This window comes from Streptomyces sp. NPDC006711, assembly GCF_042869775.1.
GTDB lineage: Bacteria > Actinomycetota > Actinomycetes > Streptomycetales > Streptomycetaceae > Streptomyces.
Genome location: NZ_JBIAGO010000003.1, coordinates 228,384 through 248,338, shown reverse-complemented (window position 1 = coordinate 248,338; position 19,955 = coordinate 228,384). Strand labels below are relative to the sequence as shown.

General features: G+C 70.2%; 21 protein-coding genes. 10 read left to right on the top strand and 11 right to left on the bottom strand.

Annotated elements, in window-relative coordinates; all coding sequences use genetic code 11:
- Positions 1-483 precede the first annotated feature (483 nt).
- The gene (locus ACFYM2_RS08825; protein WP_358994388.1) at positions 484-747 is read right to left on the bottom strand and encodes a GlsB/YeaQ/YmgE family stress response membrane protein; all 264 of its coding nucleotides are present in this window, start codon (positions 745-747) and stop codon (positions 484-486) included.
- 240 nt (positions 748-987) lie between these two features.
- On the opposite strand from ACFYM2_RS08825, the gene ACFYM2_RS08820 reads away from it, so the two are divergent.
- The 4 genes from ACFYM2_RS08820 (at position 988) to ACFYM2_RS08805 (ending at position 4,700) form a co-directional block, all read left to right on the top strand.
- Positions 988-2,115 (top strand): ABC transporter permease, encoded by a 1,128-nt coding sequence (locus tag ACFYM2_RS08820; RefSeq protein WP_388459381.1) that lies wholly within the window; start codon positions 988-990, stop codon positions 2,113-2,115.
- A gap of 157 nt (positions 2,116-2,272) precedes the next feature.
- A complete protein-coding gene (locus ACFYM2_RS08815) occupies positions 2,273-3,076 on the top strand; it encodes an alpha/beta hydrolase (RefSeq protein ID WP_358994385.1) in 804 nt (267 codons plus the stop codon).
- Complete coding sequence (locus ACFYM2_RS08810) at positions 3,073-4,365, top strand: PP2C family protein-serine/threonine phosphatase (RefSeq protein WP_388459165.1); 1,293 nt, start codon at positions 3,073-3,075, stop codon at positions 4,363-4,365. Before ACFYM2_RS08815 ends, ACFYM2_RS08810 begins: the two co-directional genes overlap by 4 nt.
- Positions 4,362-4,700 (top strand): STAS domain-containing protein, encoded by a 339-nt coding sequence (locus tag ACFYM2_RS08805; RefSeq protein WP_358994380.1) that lies wholly within the window; start codon positions 4,362-4,364, stop codon positions 4,698-4,700. Before ACFYM2_RS08810 ends, ACFYM2_RS08805 begins: the two co-directional genes overlap by 4 nt.
- Before the next feature lie 98 nt (positions 4,701-4,798).
- Here the strand turns inward: ACFYM2_RS08805 and ACFYM2_RS08800 are convergent, their stop codons facing one another.
- Positions 4,799-6,004 (bottom strand): erythromycin esterase family protein, encoded by a 1,206-nt coding sequence (locus tag ACFYM2_RS08800; RefSeq protein ID WP_388834577.1) that lies wholly within the window; start codon positions 6,002-6,004, stop codon positions 4,799-4,801.
- 58 nt (positions 6,005-6,062) lie between these two features.
- Between ACFYM2_RS08800 and ACFYM2_RS08795 the strand changes: the two genes are divergently transcribed.
- Complete coding sequence (locus tag ACFYM2_RS08795) at positions 6,063-6,875, top strand: TioE family transcriptional regulator (protein ID WP_388834574.1); 813 nt, start codon at positions 6,063-6,065, stop codon at positions 6,873-6,875.
- A gap of 68 nt (positions 6,876-6,943) precedes the next feature.
- Here ACFYM2_RS08795 and ACFYM2_RS08790 read toward each other — a convergent pair whose 3' ends face one another.
- The 4 genes from ACFYM2_RS08790 to ACFYM2_RS08775 all read right to left on the bottom strand — a co-directional run bounded on the left by ACFYM2_RS08790 (position 6,944) and on the right by ACFYM2_RS08775 (position 10,347).
- Positions 6,944-7,948 (bottom strand): hypothetical protein, encoded by a 1,005-nt coding sequence (locus tag ACFYM2_RS08790; protein ID WP_388834571.1) that lies wholly within the window; start codon positions 7,946-7,948, stop codon positions 6,944-6,946.
- Between the two features lie 308 nt (positions 7,949-8,256).
- Positions 8,257-9,417 carry a serine hydrolase domain-containing protein gene (locus ACFYM2_RS08785; protein WP_388459158.1) on the bottom strand — a complete coding sequence of 387 codons (1,161 nt, stop codon included), beginning with the start codon at positions 9,415-9,417 and terminating at the stop codon, positions 8,257-8,259.
- 212 nt (positions 9,418-9,629) lie between these two features.
- Positions 9,630-10,106: a Clp protease N-terminal domain-containing protein gene (locus ACFYM2_RS08780; protein WP_358994366.1), complete on the bottom strand. Its 477-nt coding sequence runs from the start codon at positions 10,104-10,106 to the stop codon at positions 9,630-9,632.
- Positions 10,093-10,347 (bottom strand): hypothetical protein, encoded by a 255-nt coding sequence (locus tag ACFYM2_RS08775; protein WP_358994363.1) that lies wholly within the window; start codon positions 10,345-10,347, stop codon positions 10,093-10,095. The genes ACFYM2_RS08780 and ACFYM2_RS08775 overlap by 14 nt, the downstream gene beginning before the upstream one ends.
- Positions 10,348-10,856: 509 nt before the next feature.
- Between ACFYM2_RS08775 and ACFYM2_RS08770 the strand changes: the two genes are divergently transcribed.
- Positions 10,857-11,354, top strand: coding sequence for a hypothetical protein (locus ACFYM2_RS08770; protein WP_388834568.1), 498 nt, complete (start codon positions 10,857-10,859; stop codon positions 11,352-11,354).
- A gap of 14 nt (positions 11,355-11,368) precedes the next feature.
- On the opposite strand, the gene ACFYM2_RS08765 is transcribed toward ACFYM2_RS08770, so the two are convergent.
- A complete protein-coding gene (locus tag ACFYM2_RS08765; protein WP_388834566.1) occupies positions 11,369-11,626 on the bottom strand; it encodes a hypothetical protein in 258 nt (85 codons plus the stop codon).
- Between the two features lie 231 nt (positions 11,627-11,857).
- Positions 11,858-12,499 carry a hypothetical protein gene (locus tag ACFYM2_RS08760; protein WP_388834563.1) on the bottom strand — a complete coding sequence of 214 codons (642 nt, stop codon included), beginning with the start codon at positions 12,497-12,499 and terminating at the stop codon, positions 11,858-11,860.
- A gap of 73 nt (positions 12,500-12,572) precedes the next feature.
- Here ACFYM2_RS08760 and ACFYM2_RS08755 point away from each other — a divergent pair, with 73 nt between their 5' ends.
- Positions 12,573-12,878, top strand: a complete 306-nt coding sequence (locus tag ACFYM2_RS08755) for a hypothetical protein (RefSeq protein ID WP_358994353.1) — start codon at positions 12,573-12,575, stop codon at positions 12,876-12,878.
- A 258-nt stretch (positions 12,879-13,136) separates the two neighbouring features.
- Here ACFYM2_RS08755 and ACFYM2_RS08750 read toward each other — a convergent pair whose 3' ends face one another.
- Entirely contained in the window at positions 13,137-13,478 is a 342-nt protein-coding gene (locus ACFYM2_RS08750; protein ID WP_388459139.1) for a beta/gamma crystallin domain-containing protein, read from the bottom strand.
- Between the two features lie 421 nt (positions 13,479-13,899).
- On the opposite strand from ACFYM2_RS08750, the gene ACFYM2_RS08745 reads away from it, so the two are divergent.
- A complete protein-coding gene (locus tag ACFYM2_RS08745) occupies positions 13,900-15,444 on the top strand; it encodes an ArnT family glycosyltransferase (protein WP_388834559.1) in 1,545 nt (514 codons plus the stop codon).
- A gap of 63 nt (positions 15,445-15,507) precedes the next feature.
- Here ACFYM2_RS08745 and ACFYM2_RS08740 read toward each other — a convergent pair whose 3' ends face one another.
- Complete coding sequence (locus ACFYM2_RS08740; protein ID WP_358994345.1) at positions 15,508-16,140, bottom strand: TetR/AcrR family transcriptional regulator; 633 nt, start codon at positions 16,138-16,140, stop codon at positions 15,508-15,510.
- A 177-nt stretch (positions 16,141-16,317) separates the two neighbouring features.
- Here ACFYM2_RS08740 and ACFYM2_RS08735 point away from each other — a divergent pair, with 177 nt between their 5' ends.
- Together ACFYM2_RS08735 and ACFYM2_RS08730 are read left to right on the top strand one after the other, a co-directional pair.
- Positions 16,318-16,839 carry a PH domain-containing protein gene (locus tag ACFYM2_RS08735; RefSeq protein WP_388834557.1) on the top strand — a complete coding sequence of 174 codons (522 nt, stop codon included), beginning with the start codon at positions 16,318-16,320 and terminating at the stop codon, positions 16,837-16,839.
- Complete coding sequence (locus ACFYM2_RS08730) at positions 16,836-18,419, top strand: PH domain-containing protein (protein WP_388834555.1); 1,584 nt, start codon at positions 16,836-16,838, stop codon at positions 18,417-18,419. The genes ACFYM2_RS08735 and ACFYM2_RS08730 overlap by 4 nt, the downstream gene beginning before the upstream one ends.
- Positions 18,420-18,440: 21 nt before the next feature.
- Here the strand turns inward: ACFYM2_RS08730 and ACFYM2_RS08725 are convergent, their stop codons facing one another.
- Complete coding sequence (locus ACFYM2_RS08725; RefSeq protein WP_388459131.1) at positions 18,441-19,694, bottom strand: MFS transporter; 1,254 nt, start codon at positions 19,692-19,694, stop codon at positions 18,441-18,443.
- Between the last annotated feature and the right edge of the window lie 261 nt (positions 19,695-19,955).

The window sequence follows — 19,955 nt, the reverse complement described above, 5'->3', positions numbered from 1 at the left end:
TTCCCTAGGGGCTCGACAGCCGCACGAAATCCTGGCAGAGACCGACCCCGTTCTTCGAACCGCTTGACACGGGGACGACGCCGTCGCGAAAGCGCAGGCGTCGAACAGGCCCGCAGCTCAGCGAAGAGCACGTCCGCCGGCCCGACCACGACCCCGCCCGTGTCGAGCAGAACGCAGGGCCGTGCCGGATCCGACGTCTCAACCCAGCCCATCCGTTTCCGGTGCGGGTTCTCACGCCGGGGCATCCGTGTCGCGCCCACGGCGGGCGTCCTGGCTCGGGCCCGGCGGTGGCGGTCGGTTCCGGCGTGTGGCTTCGGTCCGCGTCGCCTGGACGGCCCAACGGGGCGAAAACCCTCGGGGCGTGGGGGGGGGGGGGCCCCGCCCCCCCCCCGGGGGCCCCCCCGGGGGGGGCCCGGGGCCCCCCCCCCCGGGGGGGGGCGCCGGCCCCCCCCCCCCCCCCCGCCCCGAGGGTCCCCTGCCGGTTCAGCCTCGGCGCCCCGCGATCAGGCGGTAGATCAGGAGCACGATCACCGAACCCACGACGGCGGTGATCCACGTGGACAGGTGGAAGAAGCCCTTCAGACCGTCCACGTCGAAGATGAGCTGACCGAGCCAGCCACCGAGCAGACCGCCCACGACGCCGATCACGATGGTGACCAGGCAGCCACCGGGGTCCTTGCCCGGAGTCAGCGCCTTGGCGACCGCTCCCGCGATGAGTCCGATGACGATCCAGGCGATGATGCCCATGAGGAGACCTGCTTCCTTTCGTTGCGTGGCCCGGCGTGACACCGGCCGGGCGGCGACACCGGGGAGCGGGCCCCCGTTCGCGAGATACGCCCTACCCCCGGCGAAGGCGCGCCCACGGGACCTCGGGTCCCGAGACCAGGGCCGAAAGTCCTGGTCACGCCGCCCGGCACGGGGTACGCGGCGTGCAAGACATGCCTGGTCCCGCAGTGGTTCGCACAGGACGAGTGGTCGCACATGACGATGGAAGAAGACGAAGGCAACCGCCCGGCCGGTGAGCGCGCCGCGCCCGGCGGACATGGCGGACACGGCACGCACGCCAGGAAGCGGGGCGCACGCGAGGCGTGGAGCGATTTCCGGAACTCCCCGTTCATGCCGGCGGTCGTGCTCGTCTTCATCCTGTCCGCCGCCGCCGGTCTGTTCGCCGGCTCCTACACGTACTCCATGGCCAATCCGACGCCGCACCACATCCCCACCGCGCTGGTCGCGCCCTCCGGCTCCGTAGAGGGCTCCGTCGAGGCGAAGAAGTTCGTGGCCGGCCTGGACAAGGCACTGAACACGTCACTCGCGCCGCGTCCCTACGGGGACGAGCGCGCGGCCCGCCAGGCCATGGAGGAGCAGACCGTCTTCGCCATCGTCGACGTGCGTCCTGACGGGGTCCACCTGGACGTGGCGGGCGCCGCCGGGGCCTCCGTGGCGCAGGTGCTCGCCCAGGCCGCGCCACCGGTGGCGAAGGCCATCGGCGTACCGGTGACGATCACCGACGTCAAGCCTCTCCAACGGGGCGACCCGCGCGGCCTCGCGCTCTTCTACATCTCACTGGCCGCCGTGGTGCTCGGATTCGTCGGCTCCATCCAGCTGAGCGTGCACGCCCGCACCCTGAACCCGTTGGAGCGGATCGCGTTCACGGTGGCGTACTCGCTGCTCGGCGGGTTCACCATCGCAGCCGTGGTGGACTGGGGGCTCGGCGCGGTGCGGCTGCCGTTCTTCGAGTCCTGGATGATCCTGGCGCTGACGATGTTCACGTCGGGGATGGTCTTCACCATGTTCAACACCCTGATCGGGCGCTGGGCCATGGCGCCCACCTGGGGGCTCATGGTGCTTCTCGGCAACCCCTCATCCGGCGGCGCGGTGTCCTGGCCCCTGCTGCCGTCCGTCCTCGGGCACGTCGGGCGCTGGCTCCCGCCCGGCGCCTCGGTGAACGCGCAGCACACGGCCGTCTACTTCGCCGACGCCCAGCACGCCTTCCCCTTCCTCGTGCTGGCCGGGTGGTCCCTGGTGTCGTGCGCGGTGTTCTGGTTCTGGCGCCACCGTCACCCCGGCGGCCGCGAAAGGAGTGCCCCGGCACACGGAGCGTCCGCCGCGGCCTGACCCGGCGGACGTCCGGGCCGCCCGAAGTGCGACGCCGTTCGCTTTTGGGCCCCTCGGCGTGGTCCACTCGATGAGCTGATCAGCACGCCCGCGCAGACATGGAACGGGGCGATGGGGGGAGGCGGGGGAGCAGGGGGGAATTGAGGAAGTGGTGTTCATGGATATCGCACGGCGCAACAACGTCACCGTCACCGGCAATCCGCAGGGGCGCACGGTGGTGCTGGCGCACGGCTTCGGCTGCGACCAGAACATGTGGCGGCTCACGGTGCCCGCGCTGGCCGACGACTACCGGGTGGTGCTGTTCGACTACGTGGGTGCGGGCCGTTCCGACGCCGCCGCGTTCTCCGAGGACCGCTACGGGTCGCTGGGCGGCTACGCGCAGGACGTCGTGGAGGTGTGCGAAGCGCTCGACCTGCGCGACGCCGTGTTCGTGGGCCACTCCGTGAGCGCGATGATCGGTGTCCTGGCCGCCGGGCTCGCCCCCGGACGGATCGGGGCGCTGGTGATGGTGGCGCCCTCTCCGTGCTACATCGACGAGGACGGATACCGGGGCGGGTTCAGCGCCGAGGACATCGACGAGCTGCTGACGTCCCTGGAGTCGAACTATCTGGGCTGGTCGGCAGTGATGGCGCCGGTGATCATGGGGAACGAGGACCGGCCCGAGCTCGGCGCCGAGCTGAAGAACAGCTTCTGCGCCACCGACCCGGACATGGCACGCGTCTTCGCCCGTACCACGTTCCTCTCGGACTCCCGAGGCGACCTGAAGAGCGTCACGGTGCCGACGCTCGTCCTGGAATGCCTCCAGGACGCGATCGCCCCGCGCGAGGTCGGCGCCTACGTCCACCGGGCGGTCCCCGGCTCGACGCTGGTCACCCTCGACGCGACCGGACACTGCCCGCATCTCTCCGCGCCCGAAGCCACCAACAAAGCGATCCGGACCTTCCTGGCCGGCCTGCGATGACAGGCTGCAAGGGAGATCACCCCGACTCGCACGAGACCGATGAGGACAAGATCTCGGGCGCCGCGTTCGCCGCGCTCCTCGAAGACAGCGCGGACGAACTCTACGAGTGCGCGCCGTGCGGGTACCTCTCCACCCTGATGGACGGCACCATCGCCAAGATCAACAACACGCTGCTGGACTGGCTCGGCCTCGAACGCGAGGCGGTCGTCGGCCGGATGCGGTTCACCGACCTGCTCACCGTGGGCGGCCGGCTCTACCACGAGACACACCTCGCGCCCCTGCTGCGCATGCAGGGCGAACTCGGCGGCATCGCCCTGGAGTTCAAGCAGTCCGATGGCGGCCGCATACCCGTACTCGTCTCGTCCTCGCTCAAGCGCGGCGGCGGTGGCGAACCGCTCCTGATCCGTACCACCGTCTTCGACGCCCGCGACCGCCGCGCCTACGAAGAAGAACTCCTGCGCGGCCGCAAGGCGGCGGAGGAGGCGCGCAGACAGGCGGAGGCCGACCGCGCCCGCCTCCAGGACGCCCTCGCCGTGCTCCAGCAGTCGCTGCTGCCCAACATGCTCCCCGAGGTGGCAGGGATGGAGACGGCCGCCTACTACCACACCGCCCATCCCGAGCGGCTGGGCGGCGACTTCTACGACGTCTTCCCCATCGGCCAGAACCGCTTCGCCTTCTTCCTCGGCGACGTGTGCGGCAAGGGCCCCCAGGCCGCCGCGGTCACCTCGCTGACCCGCTACACCCTGCGCGCCGCCGCCCTGCACAATCCGGACCCGCTGTCGGCGCTCTCCACCCTCAACACGGTGCTGCACGAGCGTTACGCGGGCAGCGGCGACCCGCGCTACTGCACCGCCATCTTCGGCACGCTCGAACCCGACCCGGCGACGGGCCATGTCGCCGTGCGCCTCGCCTCGGGCGGCCACCCCCCGGCCGTCGTCGTGCGAGCGGACGGCGGCGCCGCTTTCCTGCCCACCCCCGGCGGCCTCCTCGTGGGCATCCTGCCCTCCGCCCGCTTCACGGCCGCCACGACCGTGCTCACCCCCGGCGACACCCTGCTGCTCTACACCGACGGCATAACCGAGGCCCGTACCGGCAAGGACCGCACCACCCTGTTCGGCGACGAGGCGCTGCTCGCCTTCGCCGCCGGGCACGCCGGCAAGCCGCCCGACGCCGTCATCCACGCCCTGACCGGCCTGCTGACCAGTTTCGGCGACGGCCTCGACGACGACACCGCCCTGCTCGCCCTCGGCGTTCCCACCACCGGACCCCAGACGAGAAGCCCCGCATGAACCCCCTGACGATCACCACCCGAGACACCCCCACCGGTCCCGTGCTGGAGATTTCCGGCGACCTCGACTACGCCAGCGCGGCACGCCTTCGAGACCTGATCCCCGCGATCGCCCTGCGGCCCGGTCAGCGTCTCGTCCTCGACCTCGGCGGCATGGACTTCTGCGACTCCAGCGGAGTCAGCGCCCTGATCGTGGCCCGCAACCACGCGCACGCCGCCGAGGCCGAGGCGGCACTCGCGGCCGTGCCCGCCAACACGCTGCGCATCCTGCGCATCGTCGGACTCGACCAGATCTTCTCGCTCTACCCCGACAGCGAGACCGCCACTCGCCCCTGAGGCCCAATGGGCCTTGTCAGCAGGCGAGTTGGGGGGCTCGGGGGCCATATCGATACCGGTCTCCCGCACCTGGACGCACAGCCTGTGCCTGGCGGACATCAGCCGCGCAGGACGTCCCTCACGAACGCGATCCCGTCCGCCGCGCCCAGCCCGGCGGGGTCGAGCGGGGCGTAGCCGAACCAGGGCGATACCCGGGGCTGGACCCTCAAGTCCCCCAGGGCGGCGGCGAGTTGGGGAGCGCTGAAGAGCTGACGGCTCTCGGGCAGGGCGTACAGCAGCCCCTCGACGGTGTCCGCCGGCGGGGCGTCCACCCCTTGGTGGGGAAGCGTTCCGAGCGCCGTGGCCAGGAAGGCGTAGCCCCCACCCATCTCGGCGTTCACGAGGGCGCCCGCGCCCCACCATTCCACCGCACGGTCAGCCATCCGCATCGTGCTCTTCGGCCGCTGGAGGTGGGCGTTGTGGGCGTGGACCAGCACCGGGCCGCGCGCGGCGAGGGCGAGCAGGTTGTCCGCCATCATCCGGTCCCGCAGCCCCGTCAGCCGTGCCAGGCGGCACGGCGAGCTGTCGGCCATCGCGCAGTGGTAGCGCAGCAGTCCGACGGCGGTGCGCCCATACAGCCGCGCCCGCTCCCATGCCTCCCGTGACGTCGCGTCGATCAGATGAGGGGTCTGCTCGTCGAGCAGCGCCACCAAGTCGTCGGCGAGCAGCCGTAGTTGACCGGCCTGCGCCGACCGGCCGACGGACCGTCCCGGTTCCATCATGGCCGCGGGATCGGTCCATCGCTCGTCGGGGCCGAGCAGACGGTCGAGTGTCCGAGCGGTGTGGGGAAGGAGCTCCGGGTCGGTGTGGGCGGCCAGGTAGTCGTGGAGGGCGACGAGAGCCTGGCGGGGGCTCTCCGCGCTCTCCATCTCCAGCGGCCCGTCGAAGCCGGCGAAGCGGACGTGCTCGGACGGGGGCCGGCCGGCGTTGAACGCCCGCATCCAGCGTACGAGTTCGCGGTTGGCGGGCGAGGCGTTGAACCATGTGTGGCTGAAGCCGCGCGCCATGACGTCGTCGAGGGAGCCCGTCCCCGAGGTGACGTAATCGTCCACGAGTTGGCCCCGCACGCAGTCGCTCTCCACGGCGATCGTGCGGTAGCCCTCCTGCTCGACCAGCTGCCGGAAGAGTTCGTTGCGCAGGCCGAGGAGGGCGGTCTCGCCATGAGTGGGCTCGCCGAGCGCCAGCACCCGGGGGCGGCCCGGGAGCAGTTTCATGACGCAGGACGCTTCTACGGCGTGGGCAGTGGCCTTGATGTCGATTGCCATGACCTCAACGGTATCGTTGAACCTTCGATGGAAACTTCTCCCCGATAGAGTCCGGGCCATGGCGCAGAAGTCTCAAAGGCATGATCAGGGGCATGACTGGCAGCGTGAACGACGGCATGGACGGCTCAGGCCGGTCGACCTGGCCCGCGCGCACGGTCTGTCGACGCAGGCGGTCAGGAACTACGAGGAGACCGGCATCCTCCCGGCATCGGACCGCACCCCGCACGGCTACCGCGTATACACGGCGCTGCATGGGGACGCCTTGGCGGCCTTCCTCGCCCTGGTGCCGGGGCACGGCCACGGGACGGCGGCGGCCATCATGCGGCGGGTGAACGAGGGGTCTCCGGACGAGGCGTTCCGGCTCATCGACGAGAGCCACGCGCAGTTCCTCGACGACCGCAGGGCCCTCCAAGGGGCCGAGCGGGCTCTGCGCGACCTGGCACCGGACACGGCGTCCGGGAAGGCCGATGGAGGGCCTGGGCGCGATGTGCCCAAGGTTGGCACGTCCGGCCAACTGGCGCCGCCCGCACCCCTGTTCATCGGGCCGCTGGCGGCAAGCCTCGACATCCAGCCGGCAACACTGCGCAAGTGGGAGCGCGCCGGACTGGTGACCCCCGGCCGTGACCCGCTGACCGGTTACCGCGTGTACGACGCGACCGCCGTACGGGACGCGCGCCTGACCCATCAACTCCGGCGCGGGGGCTACCTGTTGGAGCAGATCGCGCCGTTGATCGCGCAGGTCCGCACCGCCGGAGGGGTGGCTCCTCTCGCGGCCGCCCTCACCGCCTGGCACGCCCGCCTCGCCACCAGAGGACGGGCCCTGCTGAGCGGAGCCGCGGCGCTGAACGCGTACCTAGACGCGCGCGGGTGAGCCGTGACGCGCGGCGGGACAGGGAGTTCTCCGCAGGGACCGGTGTTCGCCGCGCGCCGCACCGAAGCTCACCGATCCTTCCCCCAGATGGGGGTGAGGACGAGGCCCGCGATGGGAAGCCAGCCGCCCAGCTGGCACAAGCCCACCAGGCCGCCGTGCGGGAGTCCCATGAGGGCCGGCGTGTATGCGTAGGCCGCGCCCAGCAGGACGAGGGCGTGGACGGTCTGCCTGATGGGTGACCACGCAAGCCCGTGCAGCGTGTCGGGGTCGAACCCCACGGCGAAGAGGGTGACACAGGGGAGCATGCACAGTCCGAAGACAAAGGCCAGCCCCATCGCCCCCGGGCCGCTGGCGCCGCTACTGGTGAGATCGACCACCCAACTGCCCTGCGCGAGCCGCTTCAGTTCGGTCGGACTGTTGGTGTACGCCCCGAGCCCGGGGTGACTCGGGGACCACATCACGGGGAGCCGCGCGCCCACCTCGAACGGCTTGTCGCTCCGGACCGGTCCGACGGACAAGGGCCCGGTGGCTCCGGGCACGCTGACCCGCAGCTTGCTGTAGTAACCCACCACCTTCTCGTTGTCGTCGTCATCGTGCACCTTTTTGACGACCTGGGGCCGTTCGCTCACGGTCGCGGTCATGACCTCGGCGTCCGCGCGCTGGATGGCGGCGACCAGGCTGTCCCGCCCGGGCAGGAAGGGGAGGGTGACGGCCGTCATGGCGGCCGCGACGAGCGCCGCGTTGGCGAGCAGTTGCCGTGCCCTGCTCCACCCCTCCGACGCGTCGGGCACCCGGTACAGGGCGTCCCAGGTGGCCACGGCGTCATCGGGTTCCTTGGTGAGCCTGACACCGCTGGAACCCCGCCGCGCCCGGCGCCGCCCGTACACCTGCCGGATCCACAGCAGCGCGGCCCGCGCCGTGATCGCGCCGGTCGCCACCCACAAGCAGACGAGTACGCCGGTGTGAGGCGCCGGCTGGGTGTCGATACCCAGGACCCATATGAGGCCGACGACGGTCGCGGTGTACGTCAGACCGGTGGTCGCCCGCACGGCTTGAGTCAGAGTGGTGAGCATGTGATCCCTCGACATCGAAAGCGCCCAATGAGGCGCGATGTGCGCAAGGGGATCATGAAAGGGGCGGAATTGTCGCTTCCACCACCGATGCCCTCCACCGAGGCAATGGCCCCCATCTCATCCAGCGCGCCCCCGCCCCGGGCGGCGCGTCGATGACGGGGGCTGTGATGAGCCACCGCGTCCGCAGCTGGGACCGAGAGGTCGAACGGCACCGCTGCACCAGCCAGAGGATCGAGAAGCTGCTGGCTGACCTCGACGAACCCGTAGAGGAGAATTGACGTCGGCTGGGTCCGGCCCGTGACCGGTGTTCAGGTGTCGCTCCGGTGGCAGAACTTCGCCTCAAGCAGATCGGTGAAGATACCGATGGGGTCGTCCCAACCGCCGTTGCTCCAGTCCCCGTTGACGTTGGTGGTGACCATGTGTTCGCCCTCGCGAGAACCATAGGCGTAGGACCACGATCCGAAGAGCGCGCCCCCCATGCCCCAGACCGTTTCCCCACAGGGCAGCCTCACCGAGGAAACGCCGAGACCGTAGGCGGCGTTGGGAATCCATTCGCGGGTGGGCACGGTGGTGAACATCTCGCGTTGTTGGTCCGGTGGCAGTATCCGGCCCCCCAGCAGGGCGCGGAAGAACCGGTTGAGGTCCCCGGCGGTGGAGATCATGCCGCCGGCTGCCCAGAACATGGATGAGTCGAGCTCGGTTGCGTCGTGGACCGGAGCGGCGGGGTCGGTCCGGAACAGCTTCGTGTAGTGCCGGGAGTGTGGCCCGTGGATCGTCGGATCGCTGCCGTGCGGCAGGTACGTATCAGCCAGGCCGAAGGGGCGGCAGATCCGTTCCGTGATCACCTCGCTCAGCGCTCGGCCGGCGGCCCTTTCGACGATCATGCCGGTGAGGACGTAGTTGGTGTTGGAATACGCCCAGCCCGAACCCGGTGCGAAGGCGGGGGGATGAGACATGGCGACCCGCACCAGTGACTCGGGCGGGTGTGTCTCGTAACGGTTCAGTGCTTCCTGGTCATCGGTGTAGTTGAAGATCCCGCTGGTGTGGTTGAGCAGCATCCTGACGTTCACCTTGGCACCGTCGTGGTGATGGCCCTTCACCACCCCGGGCAGCCATTGTTCCGCGGTGTCGTCCAGGCTGAGCCTGCCTTCCGCCGCCAGTCGCAGCACGACGGCGGCCATGAACGTCTTGCTGATGCTGCCGATGCGGAACCGGTCCCGCTGTGTACGCGTGCGGCCGGTCCGGGTGTCGGCCATTCCTGCGGTCCCGAACCACTGCCGGTCGCCATCGCGGACCTCGACGAGAATGCCGGGGAGGCCGCCTTGAATCACAGCTCGCTGAAGTAAGCGCTGGACCGCCGCGTAGCCCTCGGCCCCTGAGGCCGGCCCGGGCTCGGATGGCGCGCCCCCTGCTGTGGCCCGGTCGGCGCCCGGTCGTCCGGTGTCTGGATGAGCGGTGTGCTGGTGCATGGAGTCCTCCTCGTCGTGCGTAACCCATGGATGACCGGCCCCGCCCCCTCCCCACGGAGTGATGCGCCGGCCGGCCCACTCGCCGGATCGCACCAGGGGCTTGGCTCCTGGCGCAGCGTGCGAAGCATCGCGCACACCCCCAGGACCCACTGCCCATCACGGCAAGCGGCACGGCCGCGGGGTGAACTGGCCGTGTCAGCTGGCCCCGGTGGTCACTGCTCCTGGCTGGTGAGCGTCTGCCGTACGCGGTTCACCAGCTCGGCCTGATCGATGCCGGCCAAGGCGAGAGCGCGTGGCACAGTGCCGATTTGAGCGTGCAGGATCCCGAGCAGCAGATGCGCTGACCGCAGGTCCTTCTTGCGGGCGGAGGCGAAACCGCGCTCCAGCGCGAGTCTGGCGGACGCACCCATCTTGGGCTGCCGGGAAGCTTGGCTCGGCCTGGGGAGGTCATAGGTGGCCGCAGACACTCCAACCATGCTCAGGCTGTGCTCGAATTCTCGATCCAGTGCCTCGCGGACGGCAGTACGGTCGAGCCCGACCGAGACCAGGACCTGGCGAGCGGTCGACCCCTGATCGGCGGCGAGCGACAACAGGAGATGGTGCGCGTCGATCGTCGCCGACCCATCATCCTGAGCTTCGTCCATCGCCCGCACGATCACCGCATGCAGATACTGGTCAAACGCGCTCATCGCCGCGCCTCCTCAGTTTGACTCCGGCGGCGATGAGCCGCTTGGCGTGCTTCTTGTGGACGGCTTGGCGGGTGACGTTGAGCGCCTCGGAAACCTGCGGCCAGCTCCAGCCCGCCCGCATGGCCTGCTCGACGGCGGCGTCCTCCAGTTGATCGGCGAGCCGCCGCAACGCGACGACAGCCGCCAGGGCGTCCGCGGGTTCAGTGGGCGCAGGGGGAAGGGAATTCTCGCCGACCGACATGTAAGCAACCTTAATTGACTTATGAGGATAGTCAACCCTAGTTGCTAACGGCGGGGCAGGAAGCGACGGTCCCGTCGGGGAGGCTCGTGATCACGGGCCTCCATGTCGGCAAACGATCGAAAGACGACAGGTGCGGTCGGCATGCAACGGGGCCGGACGTTTTGGGGCCTGTCTGTGGCGGGGACCAAACAGCTCCGATGGCGCCTGATGCCAGGGCTTGTTGACCGTGGGGGTCGCACGCGACCACCCCAACGGGGAACGACGTTGCCGGCCGGTCTACGAGCGGATTTCGACCGACCAGCAGCCGACCGCCCGTCAAAGCCTCGTCCTCGATGAGGCCAGGGTCGACGATCCGGTCGTCTCCGAGGAGGACACCGCGACCTCCGGCCGCCTCCGCCCGCTTGAGCGACCGAAGTTCAGCAAGCTACTCACGTACGCGTGGCCGGGCGACACCGTGCACATCTCCGAGAGGGCCCGCCCTCGTACGTGGCATCCGGCAGATTCCCGACGTGCTCGACGTCCTCCACCACGACCGTCTCGCTCTGCGCATCGGCGACGGCGCGTTCTCCGCGATGGACCTCACCGCACGCCACCCGCGCACCGGCGAGCTGATGTCCACCGGGAAATTCAGGGTGCAGATCCTCGCGGCCGTCGGCGAAGTTCAGCGCGAGCTAAAGCATGAGCTGACACACGACGGGCTTCGGGGCGCCGAGGCCAAGGCCAACAAGGGCGGACGCCGCCCGGCCCTCATGGGCGAGACGAACGCCGACGTGCGCGCCGCCGCGTACCCGGAAAGCGGGTCCATCGCCGCCCTCGCCCGGAACCACGGCGTGATCGGCGCCCCGCCGCAGGGCGGCAGGGCCTTCGCGATCCGCCAACTCGTCCTCCAGGCCCCGGCACCCGTCGTCGCGACGGCTCTCGGCTACCACGACAAGACAGCCATCCGTCTGCTTACCGAAGCCGGAGGAATCTGGAGCCGATTTGCTCCTGGCGACCGCTCACGGTGACGTCAGAATTGACCTCACTGAGTCCAATTGTGGAAGCGCGCACGCTTGGGACCGCACGCGCCGTCGGCGAGGGCCTTGTCGTAAGCCCGCTGCGCGGCGGCGTCGGTTTCGGCCTTCGGCGCATTCATGGGGATGTAGGCCCCCGAGTAGACGACGCACGACGAGTCGTAGACCGGCCAGAGCGCCCACGACCCGAACGCGACGACGGCGGCCATCACTGTGAGCACAGATGTGACTCGGCGGCGCGGCGTGGAGAAAAGACGGGATTTCACCAGCGAATGGTATGGAACGGCCCACGGGTAGCGGACGACCGGGGGTCTTGTGCCAGCACATGATGGCACTTTCGACGAACACACACGGTGACACCACGACTGACCTCACCGAGGAATACGCGACCCATCAACACGTGGGTGTACCAGACCAGTCCCGGTGCCGAGGAGGCCCGTGGCTTCAGGGAGAGCAAAGTCTGTTCAGCCGGAACTCACCGGGTCGGTCCGTGTGCGTCAGCTGGGCGAATCCGTGGGTTCGACGGGAACTGTGGGGTGGGCTGCGAGGCGGCGAGCTTCGGCCGTGACCTCGGCATTGACCTGATCCACGGTTCTGTTGCCGTATTCGAGGATGTCGTACTCGTCGGCGAGTTCAGCGAGCCGCTCGGTCAGGGGCAGCGCATGTCCGTGGCGTTGGTGAATCCGGAAGGTGAACTCCCGAGGCGTGAGCTCTCCGGCGAGCATGCGGTGTGCGAGGGCTCGGGCGGCGGCTTCTTGACCGGCCTCGCTACCCACCGGATAGAAGGCGAGGTCGAGTTCGTCGAGTGCGGCGGGAAGCAACTCGTGGACGTAGTAGTCCGCCTCGGCGCGCGTGCAGGCGGCGAGCATTCGAAGGCCGGGGGTGTCGAGTCCGGCGACGAGCGCATCACAGGCGGCGTTCACCACGTCGCTCGCGCGGATCTCCCCCATGCTCCAGAGAGCGGCATGGTCCTGTAGCGCGATCGCCGCTGCTTCGGTCGACGTCATTCGTCCATGATTCCTTTCACGCTGCGTCCTGGTCGAGCAGATTTCATCGAGGGTGCTGTTCGTGGCCTGTTCCAGCAGGGCTCGTGCGGAGTTCGCGTAACGCATGGCGGTCTTCTCGTCGAGACCGAACACCTCGGGAAGATGCTGTGGGTCGGACCCGTGGGTCAGGACTTCTGCGAGTTATCGGCCAACGAGGAGCCGCGGGGTGGCGTCCTGTCCGCGCATCGAGGCACCGATCCAGTGGCTGACGGCCCGCCTGGTCGGGTTGGCGGTTGCCGAGATCGACGCCGTTGAGCATGAGAGTGGCGATCTGGGCGACCCGGCCGGCGTGAATTGCCGCGCAGGCGAGGATGAGCTGTGCACCCGGGGTGGTCGCAGCCGCGACGGAGCGCTCGACCTGCTCGGGGAGGAGCGGTTGCAGCACGGCGTACTCGTTCTGCGGGCACGTGATCACCGCACAGAAGGCCGCGCACGATTGGCGACCATGCGTGCGTTCGGGCTGGGCCAGTAGGTCCGGGTCGGGGGGCGGCCCCGATCGCCGCGCCGCCGCACCCGACAGGTGGTTCGGCCGACGCGGGCAGTTCGGGGCCCGGGCCGCATCCGGGACGCGAGCGGTCTGGCCGGATCGTACGCCTGGTCGGGGGCAGTCGTGTGGCCTCATCCGATTCAAGGTTAGGTAAATCAGACGAGGCGCATTGGAGCATGGGCATTTCAGTGCGGAGGGAAAGAGAAAGGGGCCGAGCTGGTTGACCCCCTTACCGTTCTCTCGTCAGAGAATTTCGATGGAGTTCACCTTCGGCGGGCGGTTGGGGAAGGTGATGTCGTGCCACCGGTCGATCCTGACGGAGTCCCCGTTGGCGTCGTAGTAGATCAGGTCGTTGTTGCCCGTCGAGATCTTGTCGACCCACCAGCCGCCGAAGTTGGTCCGCCCTCGGTTGGCGTAGCAGTCGACGCTCTGACGTCCTCCGCTGTGCGACCAGATCTTCAGGAAGTTCTCGCCACCGCGGCACTCGACGTGGTCGATGGCGAAGGCGTTGCCGGTGGGCATCACCATGGTGAACGCGGCCGCGGCCGCCAGGGCCACCGTCGCGGACCGGGCGATCCTCTTCATTTTCGAGATCACAAGTACTCCTCAATTCGAAGGTCGAACTGGAGGTTGATTACGCCACCCTGACAATCTGTGACGCACTCACCAAAGGATGGTGGAGAACTGCGCAATGCACCCTTCGTGCTTTCCTGTCTTGCGACTGCATGGCAACGTTCCCGTAAAGCTGATGTACAGGGCAATCGTCTGAGAAACACCCGGCCGGAATGTGTCTGCGAATGTCCGGAACGAGTGGGGTGGGGGGAGTTGCCGGGTTCGCTCCGGGATGTCGTGTGTGGAGGGGGCGGCGACGGCCGTACCGCGCCGGACCGCCGAGCCTTCGGCGGGCACAGGCCGGGCGGGTACGATGCGCGCGGCCCGGATCGCGAGCGCCGGACCGTCCCGGGTGCGCGGACAGCGCCACCGGGGCCGAGGCCGGGGGGCTGGCGTGGAAGACGACAGGGCGGGCACGGGTCGCGCGGCCGAGGCCGAAGAACACGCGCAGGTACCGCCCCCGCTTGACCGGCGGGTGTTCGCCGTCGCCGCCGCGGTCTTCGCCCTGCTCATGGCGCTGTCGCCGCGCTACGGCTTTCACCGCGACGAGCTGTACTTCCTGGACTGCGCCCGGCACCTCGATACCGGCTATGTCGACCAGCCCGCGCCGGCGCCGCTCCTCGCGCGGGTCTCGCTCGCGCTGTTCGGTGTCTGGGCGCCGGGCCTGCGCCTGTGGTCCGCGCTCGCGGCCGCCGCCACCGTGGTCGTGGGCGCGCTGACCGCGCGGGAGTTCGGCGGCGCACGGCGGGCCCAGCTGCTCGCGGCGCTCGCGACCGCCACGATGCCCGTACTCCTCGGCGGCGCGCATGTCGCCAACACCACGTCCTACGAGGTGCTGGCCTGGGCGGCGATCGCGCTCGTGCTGGTACGCGTCGGGCGTACGGGCGACACGCGGTGGTGGTTGGCGGCAGGAGCGCTGGTCGGGCTCGGCGCCGCGTTCAACCACCTCGCGGGCATCTTCGGCGCCGTCCTGTTGGCCGTCGTGCTGCTCGGCCCGGCCCGCAAGGCCCTGGCCGACCGCCGGCTACTCGCGGGCGCCGCGATCGCCGTGCTGTTCGTGCTGCCGGACCTGTGGTGGCAGGCGCGGCACGGCTGGGCCATGTTCGAGATGACAGGGGCGTTGAACGCCGAGAACGGCGGCCCGCGGAACATTCCCACGTGGATCGTGGGACAACTCGCCGTCTGCTGCCCCGCGATGGCGGCGCTGTGGGTGGGAGGCTTGCGGTTCCTGTGGCGGTCGGGACGACCGCTGTGGCGTGCCCTTGTGATCACGTACGCCGTCCTGTTCGTGCTGTTCGCCGTGACGACCGGGGCGCAGGTGTACTACTTGGGCGGCCTGTACGTGTGTCTCCTCGCGGCCGGCGCGGTGGGACTCGACACATGGCTGCGCGCCCGCGCGGGGCGGTTGCGGGGCCTGATGATCGGCACCACCGTCTCGACCGCGCTGCTCGCCGTGATCGTGCTGCCGGTGCTGCCGCCCTCCGACGTGGCCTGGACCTACGCCGTAAGCTCCAACTCGGGGGAGTCCCTTGGCTGGCCCCAACTGGTCGGCACCGTACGGCAGGTGTGGAACGGGCTCCCGGCCGGACGGCGGGCGCACGCGGTGATCTACGCGGAGGACTACGGCGAGGCCGGCGCCGTCAACGAACTCGGCCGGGGCAGCGGCCTGCCCACCGTCGTGAGCGCCCACAACACCGACTGGTGGTGGGGCCCCGGCGACCCGAACGCCACGACCGTCGTCGCCATCGCCCCGGGGCCGGAGCACGCGCCGGACTACGAGACCCACTTGCGCCAGTACTTCACCGACGTGCGCCCGGTGGCCACCCTCTCCGACCCCGAGGGTGTGCACTCCGTCGAAGGGGGCGGCCACATCTACGTCTGTACGGGCCCTCGCCGTCCCTGGGGCGACATGTGGCCCGCGCTGCGCCACTACCAGTGACATCGCCGATGAGGAAGTGACCGGGCCGCCGCACCTCGGGGCGTGACGCCGGTGCGCGGGGCCCTACTGGGATGTGCCCTCGGCCGGAGCGGGGGCGTCGTCGCCGAACAGCTTCGAGAGGTGGAGGTCGAGCAGGCGCAGTGCCGTTTCCGGATCGTGCACGTCGAGCAGGACATGGGTGGCGAGGCCGTCCGTCACGCTGATGAGGAGCATCGCCTCGTCCTCAGTGGCGCGTTCGGGCGCCAACTCGCCTCGCTCGGCGGCCAGTTGGAGCTGGCCGGCGAAGAACTCCCGGAGGTGGGGGATGCCGGACTTCGCCTCGGCGCGCACACCTTCGTCGTGCACGGCGCGCGCGTAGTAGGCCGCGCCGACCAGAAGTCCGGTGCGGCTCCTCTCGTCCAGCGGCAGCATGCCCGAGAGGCAGGCGCGCAGGACTTCGCGCGGGGTGGGCTCGCCGCCGAGGGCTTCGATCCGCTCGTGGACGCGCTGGGCGGCGAGCCGGTTGATGTGCCGGAGGGCGAAGACCAGCATCTCGTCCCTGGTGCGGAAGTAGTGCTGGAGCCGGCCGAGCGAGATGCCCGCTTCGGCCGCGACATCGCGCAGGCTCGCGCCGTCCAGTCCGCGCGTGCTCGCGATCCGCCACAGCGCGGCGGAGATCTCCTGCCGTCTGGCTTCATGGTCCACCCTCTTGGGCACGGACGAGACCTCCCTCTCCTGGGTGCTGCGGGCTCGGGCGGCCGTCGCCCTGTTCTGCCCCAACGGGGCGGCCGTCGCCCTGGTGGGGCAGATGCACGGCCCAGCACTTTTACAAGTCGCTTGTACCGTTATAGCGTACGGCTACTCAATACGCTTGACCTGGAAACTGGTGACCTCATGCACACCACGCCCGCCGCCCTGCTCCTGCGGCCACCCCGCCGCCGTGTCGATCCACGGGCCCGCCGCTGGTGGACGCTTCAGGCGTTCCTGGCGCTCAGCGGTCCGATGCTGCTGACCGCGCTCGTCCTCGCGGCGCTCGCGTCGCTGTTCTTCCCCGGCGCCCTGCCGTGGCTCGGGCCGCTGCTGCTGGTCGTGCTCGTACTGCCCGCGCTCGGCTATCTCGTGCTGATGCCGCGCTGGCGCTACCGGGTGCACGCCTGGGAGCTCGGCGAACTGGCGGTCTACGCCGCCGGGGGCTGGTTCTGGCACAAGCGGCGGATCGCGCCGCTGTCCCGGGTGCAGACGGTGGACACGGTGCGCGGCCCCCTGCAACGGCGTTTCGGGCTTGCCACGGTCGTCGTCACCACCGCGTCGACGGCCGGCGACATCAAGATCGTGGGGCTGTCCGACGCGGACGCCGAGGAATTGTCCCGGCGCATCGGCGAAGCCGCCCAGGACGTGCTGGGTGACGCGGTATGAGGGGGTCACGGGAGGAGTTCGGTGGCACGGGGGTGGAGGAGGCCGCAGGTGTGCTGGGGGCCCCAGGTGTGCAGGGGACCGCGCCGCCGGGGTGGCGCCGGCTGCACCCGCGTACCCTGCTGGTGCACTGCGGCTGGATGGGGGCGCCGCTCCTTACGCTGCTCCTCACGGTACTGGCCGGCGGCGGCCGGGTCACCGCCGGCGCGTGGCGCACGCTCGCCGTCGTGGCGACCTCATTCGCCGCCGTCACCGCCATCGGCCTGATCCGTTGGACCCGTACGCGCTACCGGGTCACCTCCGACGCCCTCGAGGTGCGGACCGGTCTCCTGAACCTGCGGCTGCGCAGCGTCCCGTTGCGCCGCATACGCACCGTCGACCTGACCGCGTCGCCACTGCACCGACTGCTGGGCGTCACCGTGCTGCGGGCCGGTACGGCGGGGTCGGGCGAGGGCCGGGGCGACCTGTCCCTCGACGCGCTCACCGTCACTGAGGCGCACCGGCTGCGTGCCGCGTTGCTGTCCCGCGCGGGCATGGCGCGCGCCGACCGCGACGACCCGCTGCTCGCCCGCATCGACTGGCGCTGGTCGCGCTACGCCCCGCTCACGTTCTGGGTCGTCGGCGGGGTGTTCGTGGTGACCGGGTCGGTCTACCGGGTGCTGGACGGCGTCGGCATCCAGCCGTGGCGACTCGGCTTCGTCCAGCGGGCGTTCGCGCAGTTCGGCGCGAGTGCGCTCTGGCTGACTATCCCGGTGGCGCTGCTGGCCGTGCTCGCCCTCGGCTCGGTCGGCTCCGTCGCCCTCTACGTCGAGAACTGGTGGAACTACCGCCTGGAATGGACCGACGCGCACACGCTGCGGGTGCGCCGAGGCCTGTTCACCACCCGTTCGGTGACCATCGAACAGGCGCGGCTGCGGGGCGTGTTGGTGTGTGAGCCCCTGCTGTTGCGAGCCGGCGGCGGCGCGCTGGTCCGGGCGGTCGCCGGCGGCCTCGGCGACCGTGAGGAGAACCGTAAGCGCAGCGGACTGCTGCCGCCTGCGCCGCGCGCCCAGGCGTTGCGCGTGGCCGACGGGGTGCTGCGCTCGCCCTTCCCCGCAGGAACCGGACGGGTGGCGCTCACGCCCCATCCTCCGGCGGCGCTGCGGCGGCGCCGGACGCGCGGGCTGCTGTTCGTGGTGCTGCCCGGCGCCGCCGTCCTGGCCTCTCTCGGCGTGGTGTGCACGCCCGTGCTGCTGTACTGCGCGGTCACGTACGTGGTGATCTCCACACCGGCCGTGCTGTGGCTGGCGCGGGACGCGTACCGCAGTCTGGGGCACGGGATGCGGGACGGCCTTCTGGTCACCCGCTCCGGGACGTTCAGCCGGGACACCCTCGCGCTGCGGCGCGACGCCATCGCCGCCTGGACGTTCTCGACCTCGCCGTTCGCCCGTCGGCACGGGCTGGTCACGCTGACGGCGGCGGTCGCGGCCGGCGAGGAAGGCTATGCCATCCGCGACCTGGCGGCTGCCGACGCCCCAGGCTTCGCCGCCGCGGCGACCCCGGGCCTCCTCGACGAGTTCCTGATCGATCCCCACGGAAGCTGACGTTCTCGGGGACGCCGTCTCTCACCCTGGTGTCGGCGCGGTCGCGCCCTCAACGGACGGTGTTTCCGAGCTAGTTATGGCACTGTCCGCGTGACGGCGCTGGGCCCACCGGACGGTGAGAGGAGCCGCGAGGCCCGCCAGGACGAAGAGCGCTCCCACCACGTACCAGCCGGGGCGGCCCCATGTGACGCACAGCGAAATGAGCAACGTGGGGCCGACGGCTTCCGCCAGGCCCGCGCCGAGCCCGAAGACGCCGAGGTACTGACCGGTGGCGAGCGGGGGAGCGAGAGCGAAGGAGATCTCGAACCCGGCGGCGGAATGCCACAGTTCACCGATCGTATGCACGACCACCGCAGACAGGAGAAGCACCGCGGCCGCCCAGGCCGGCACTCCCGCCGAGAGCGAGATGATCACGCAGGCGAGGAGGAACGCCACACCCGAGCGCCGGTAGGCGACAGCACCCGCCGTGGGGGTGTCGATGTTCCGGCTCGCACGCACCTGGCAGGCGACGACGATGACGGTGTTGACGAGCATGGTCCCCGAGATCAGCCAATGGGGCGCCGTGGTGGCGACGACCAGCCAGAGCGGGACGGCCACGGTGAGCACCCTGAACTGGATGGCCATGACGCCGTCCAGGAGGGTGAGCGCGAGGTAGGGGCGGTCCCGCAGGGCGATCCAGCGGGGGCCGTCGGCGGCGGGCCGCGGCGCGACCGGGGGCAGCAGGAGCAGAAGCGCGGCGGACGCCACGAAGGCGAGGGCGTTACCGAGGACGAGTACCCGGTACGCGTCATGGGTCCCCACTTGCACGGCCCAGCCCGCCAGGACGGCTCCCAGGGATATCCCGACGTTGGTCACGGCGCGCAGGTAGCCGCGGAACGCCTGGGGACGGTCGCCCCCGTAGTGCCGGATGAGCGGACCGCGCGCGGCGTTGCCCGCCCCCTTGGCGGCCATGGCCGATGCGACCGCCACGACGAACGGCCAGAACCCGTCCGCCCCTACGAAACCGGCCGTGGCCAGCGCCTGGACGACTAGGGCGCCCATGTACACGCCACGCGCCCCATGCCGGTCCGCTAGGTGGCCCACGGCGATGCCCGCGGCGAGGGAGAGCAGGCCGGCGATGCCGAGTCCCAGGCCCACTTGGGATGCGGGGAGGTGACGGTCCTCGGTGAAGTAGAGCACCCCGGCGGTGAGGTATAGGCCGCTGCCGACGGTGTAGACGAAGTTCGACAACGCGAGGATGCGCCGGGCCCCGGGGGCCGGCAGTAAGGAGGCCATCGAGGGTCCCGATCCTGAGGCATAGGTAAGGGATGGCAAGGATAGGTGCTTATTACTTGGCGTGGCAAGGGGGTTGCTCCGGACGTCCGGTCAGTTGTGACCATGCCCTGAACGGTGTTGTGGGCCAGGCCAGTTGGCAGCTTGGCGGCATAACCGGGGGCGGGGGATGAGGGAAGTGATGTCAGGCGTCGGACATGGCACGTCAGATGCGTGTCATGGGATGGACCACAGGGCGCGGCCTACGCTGTCGCCAACACCGGT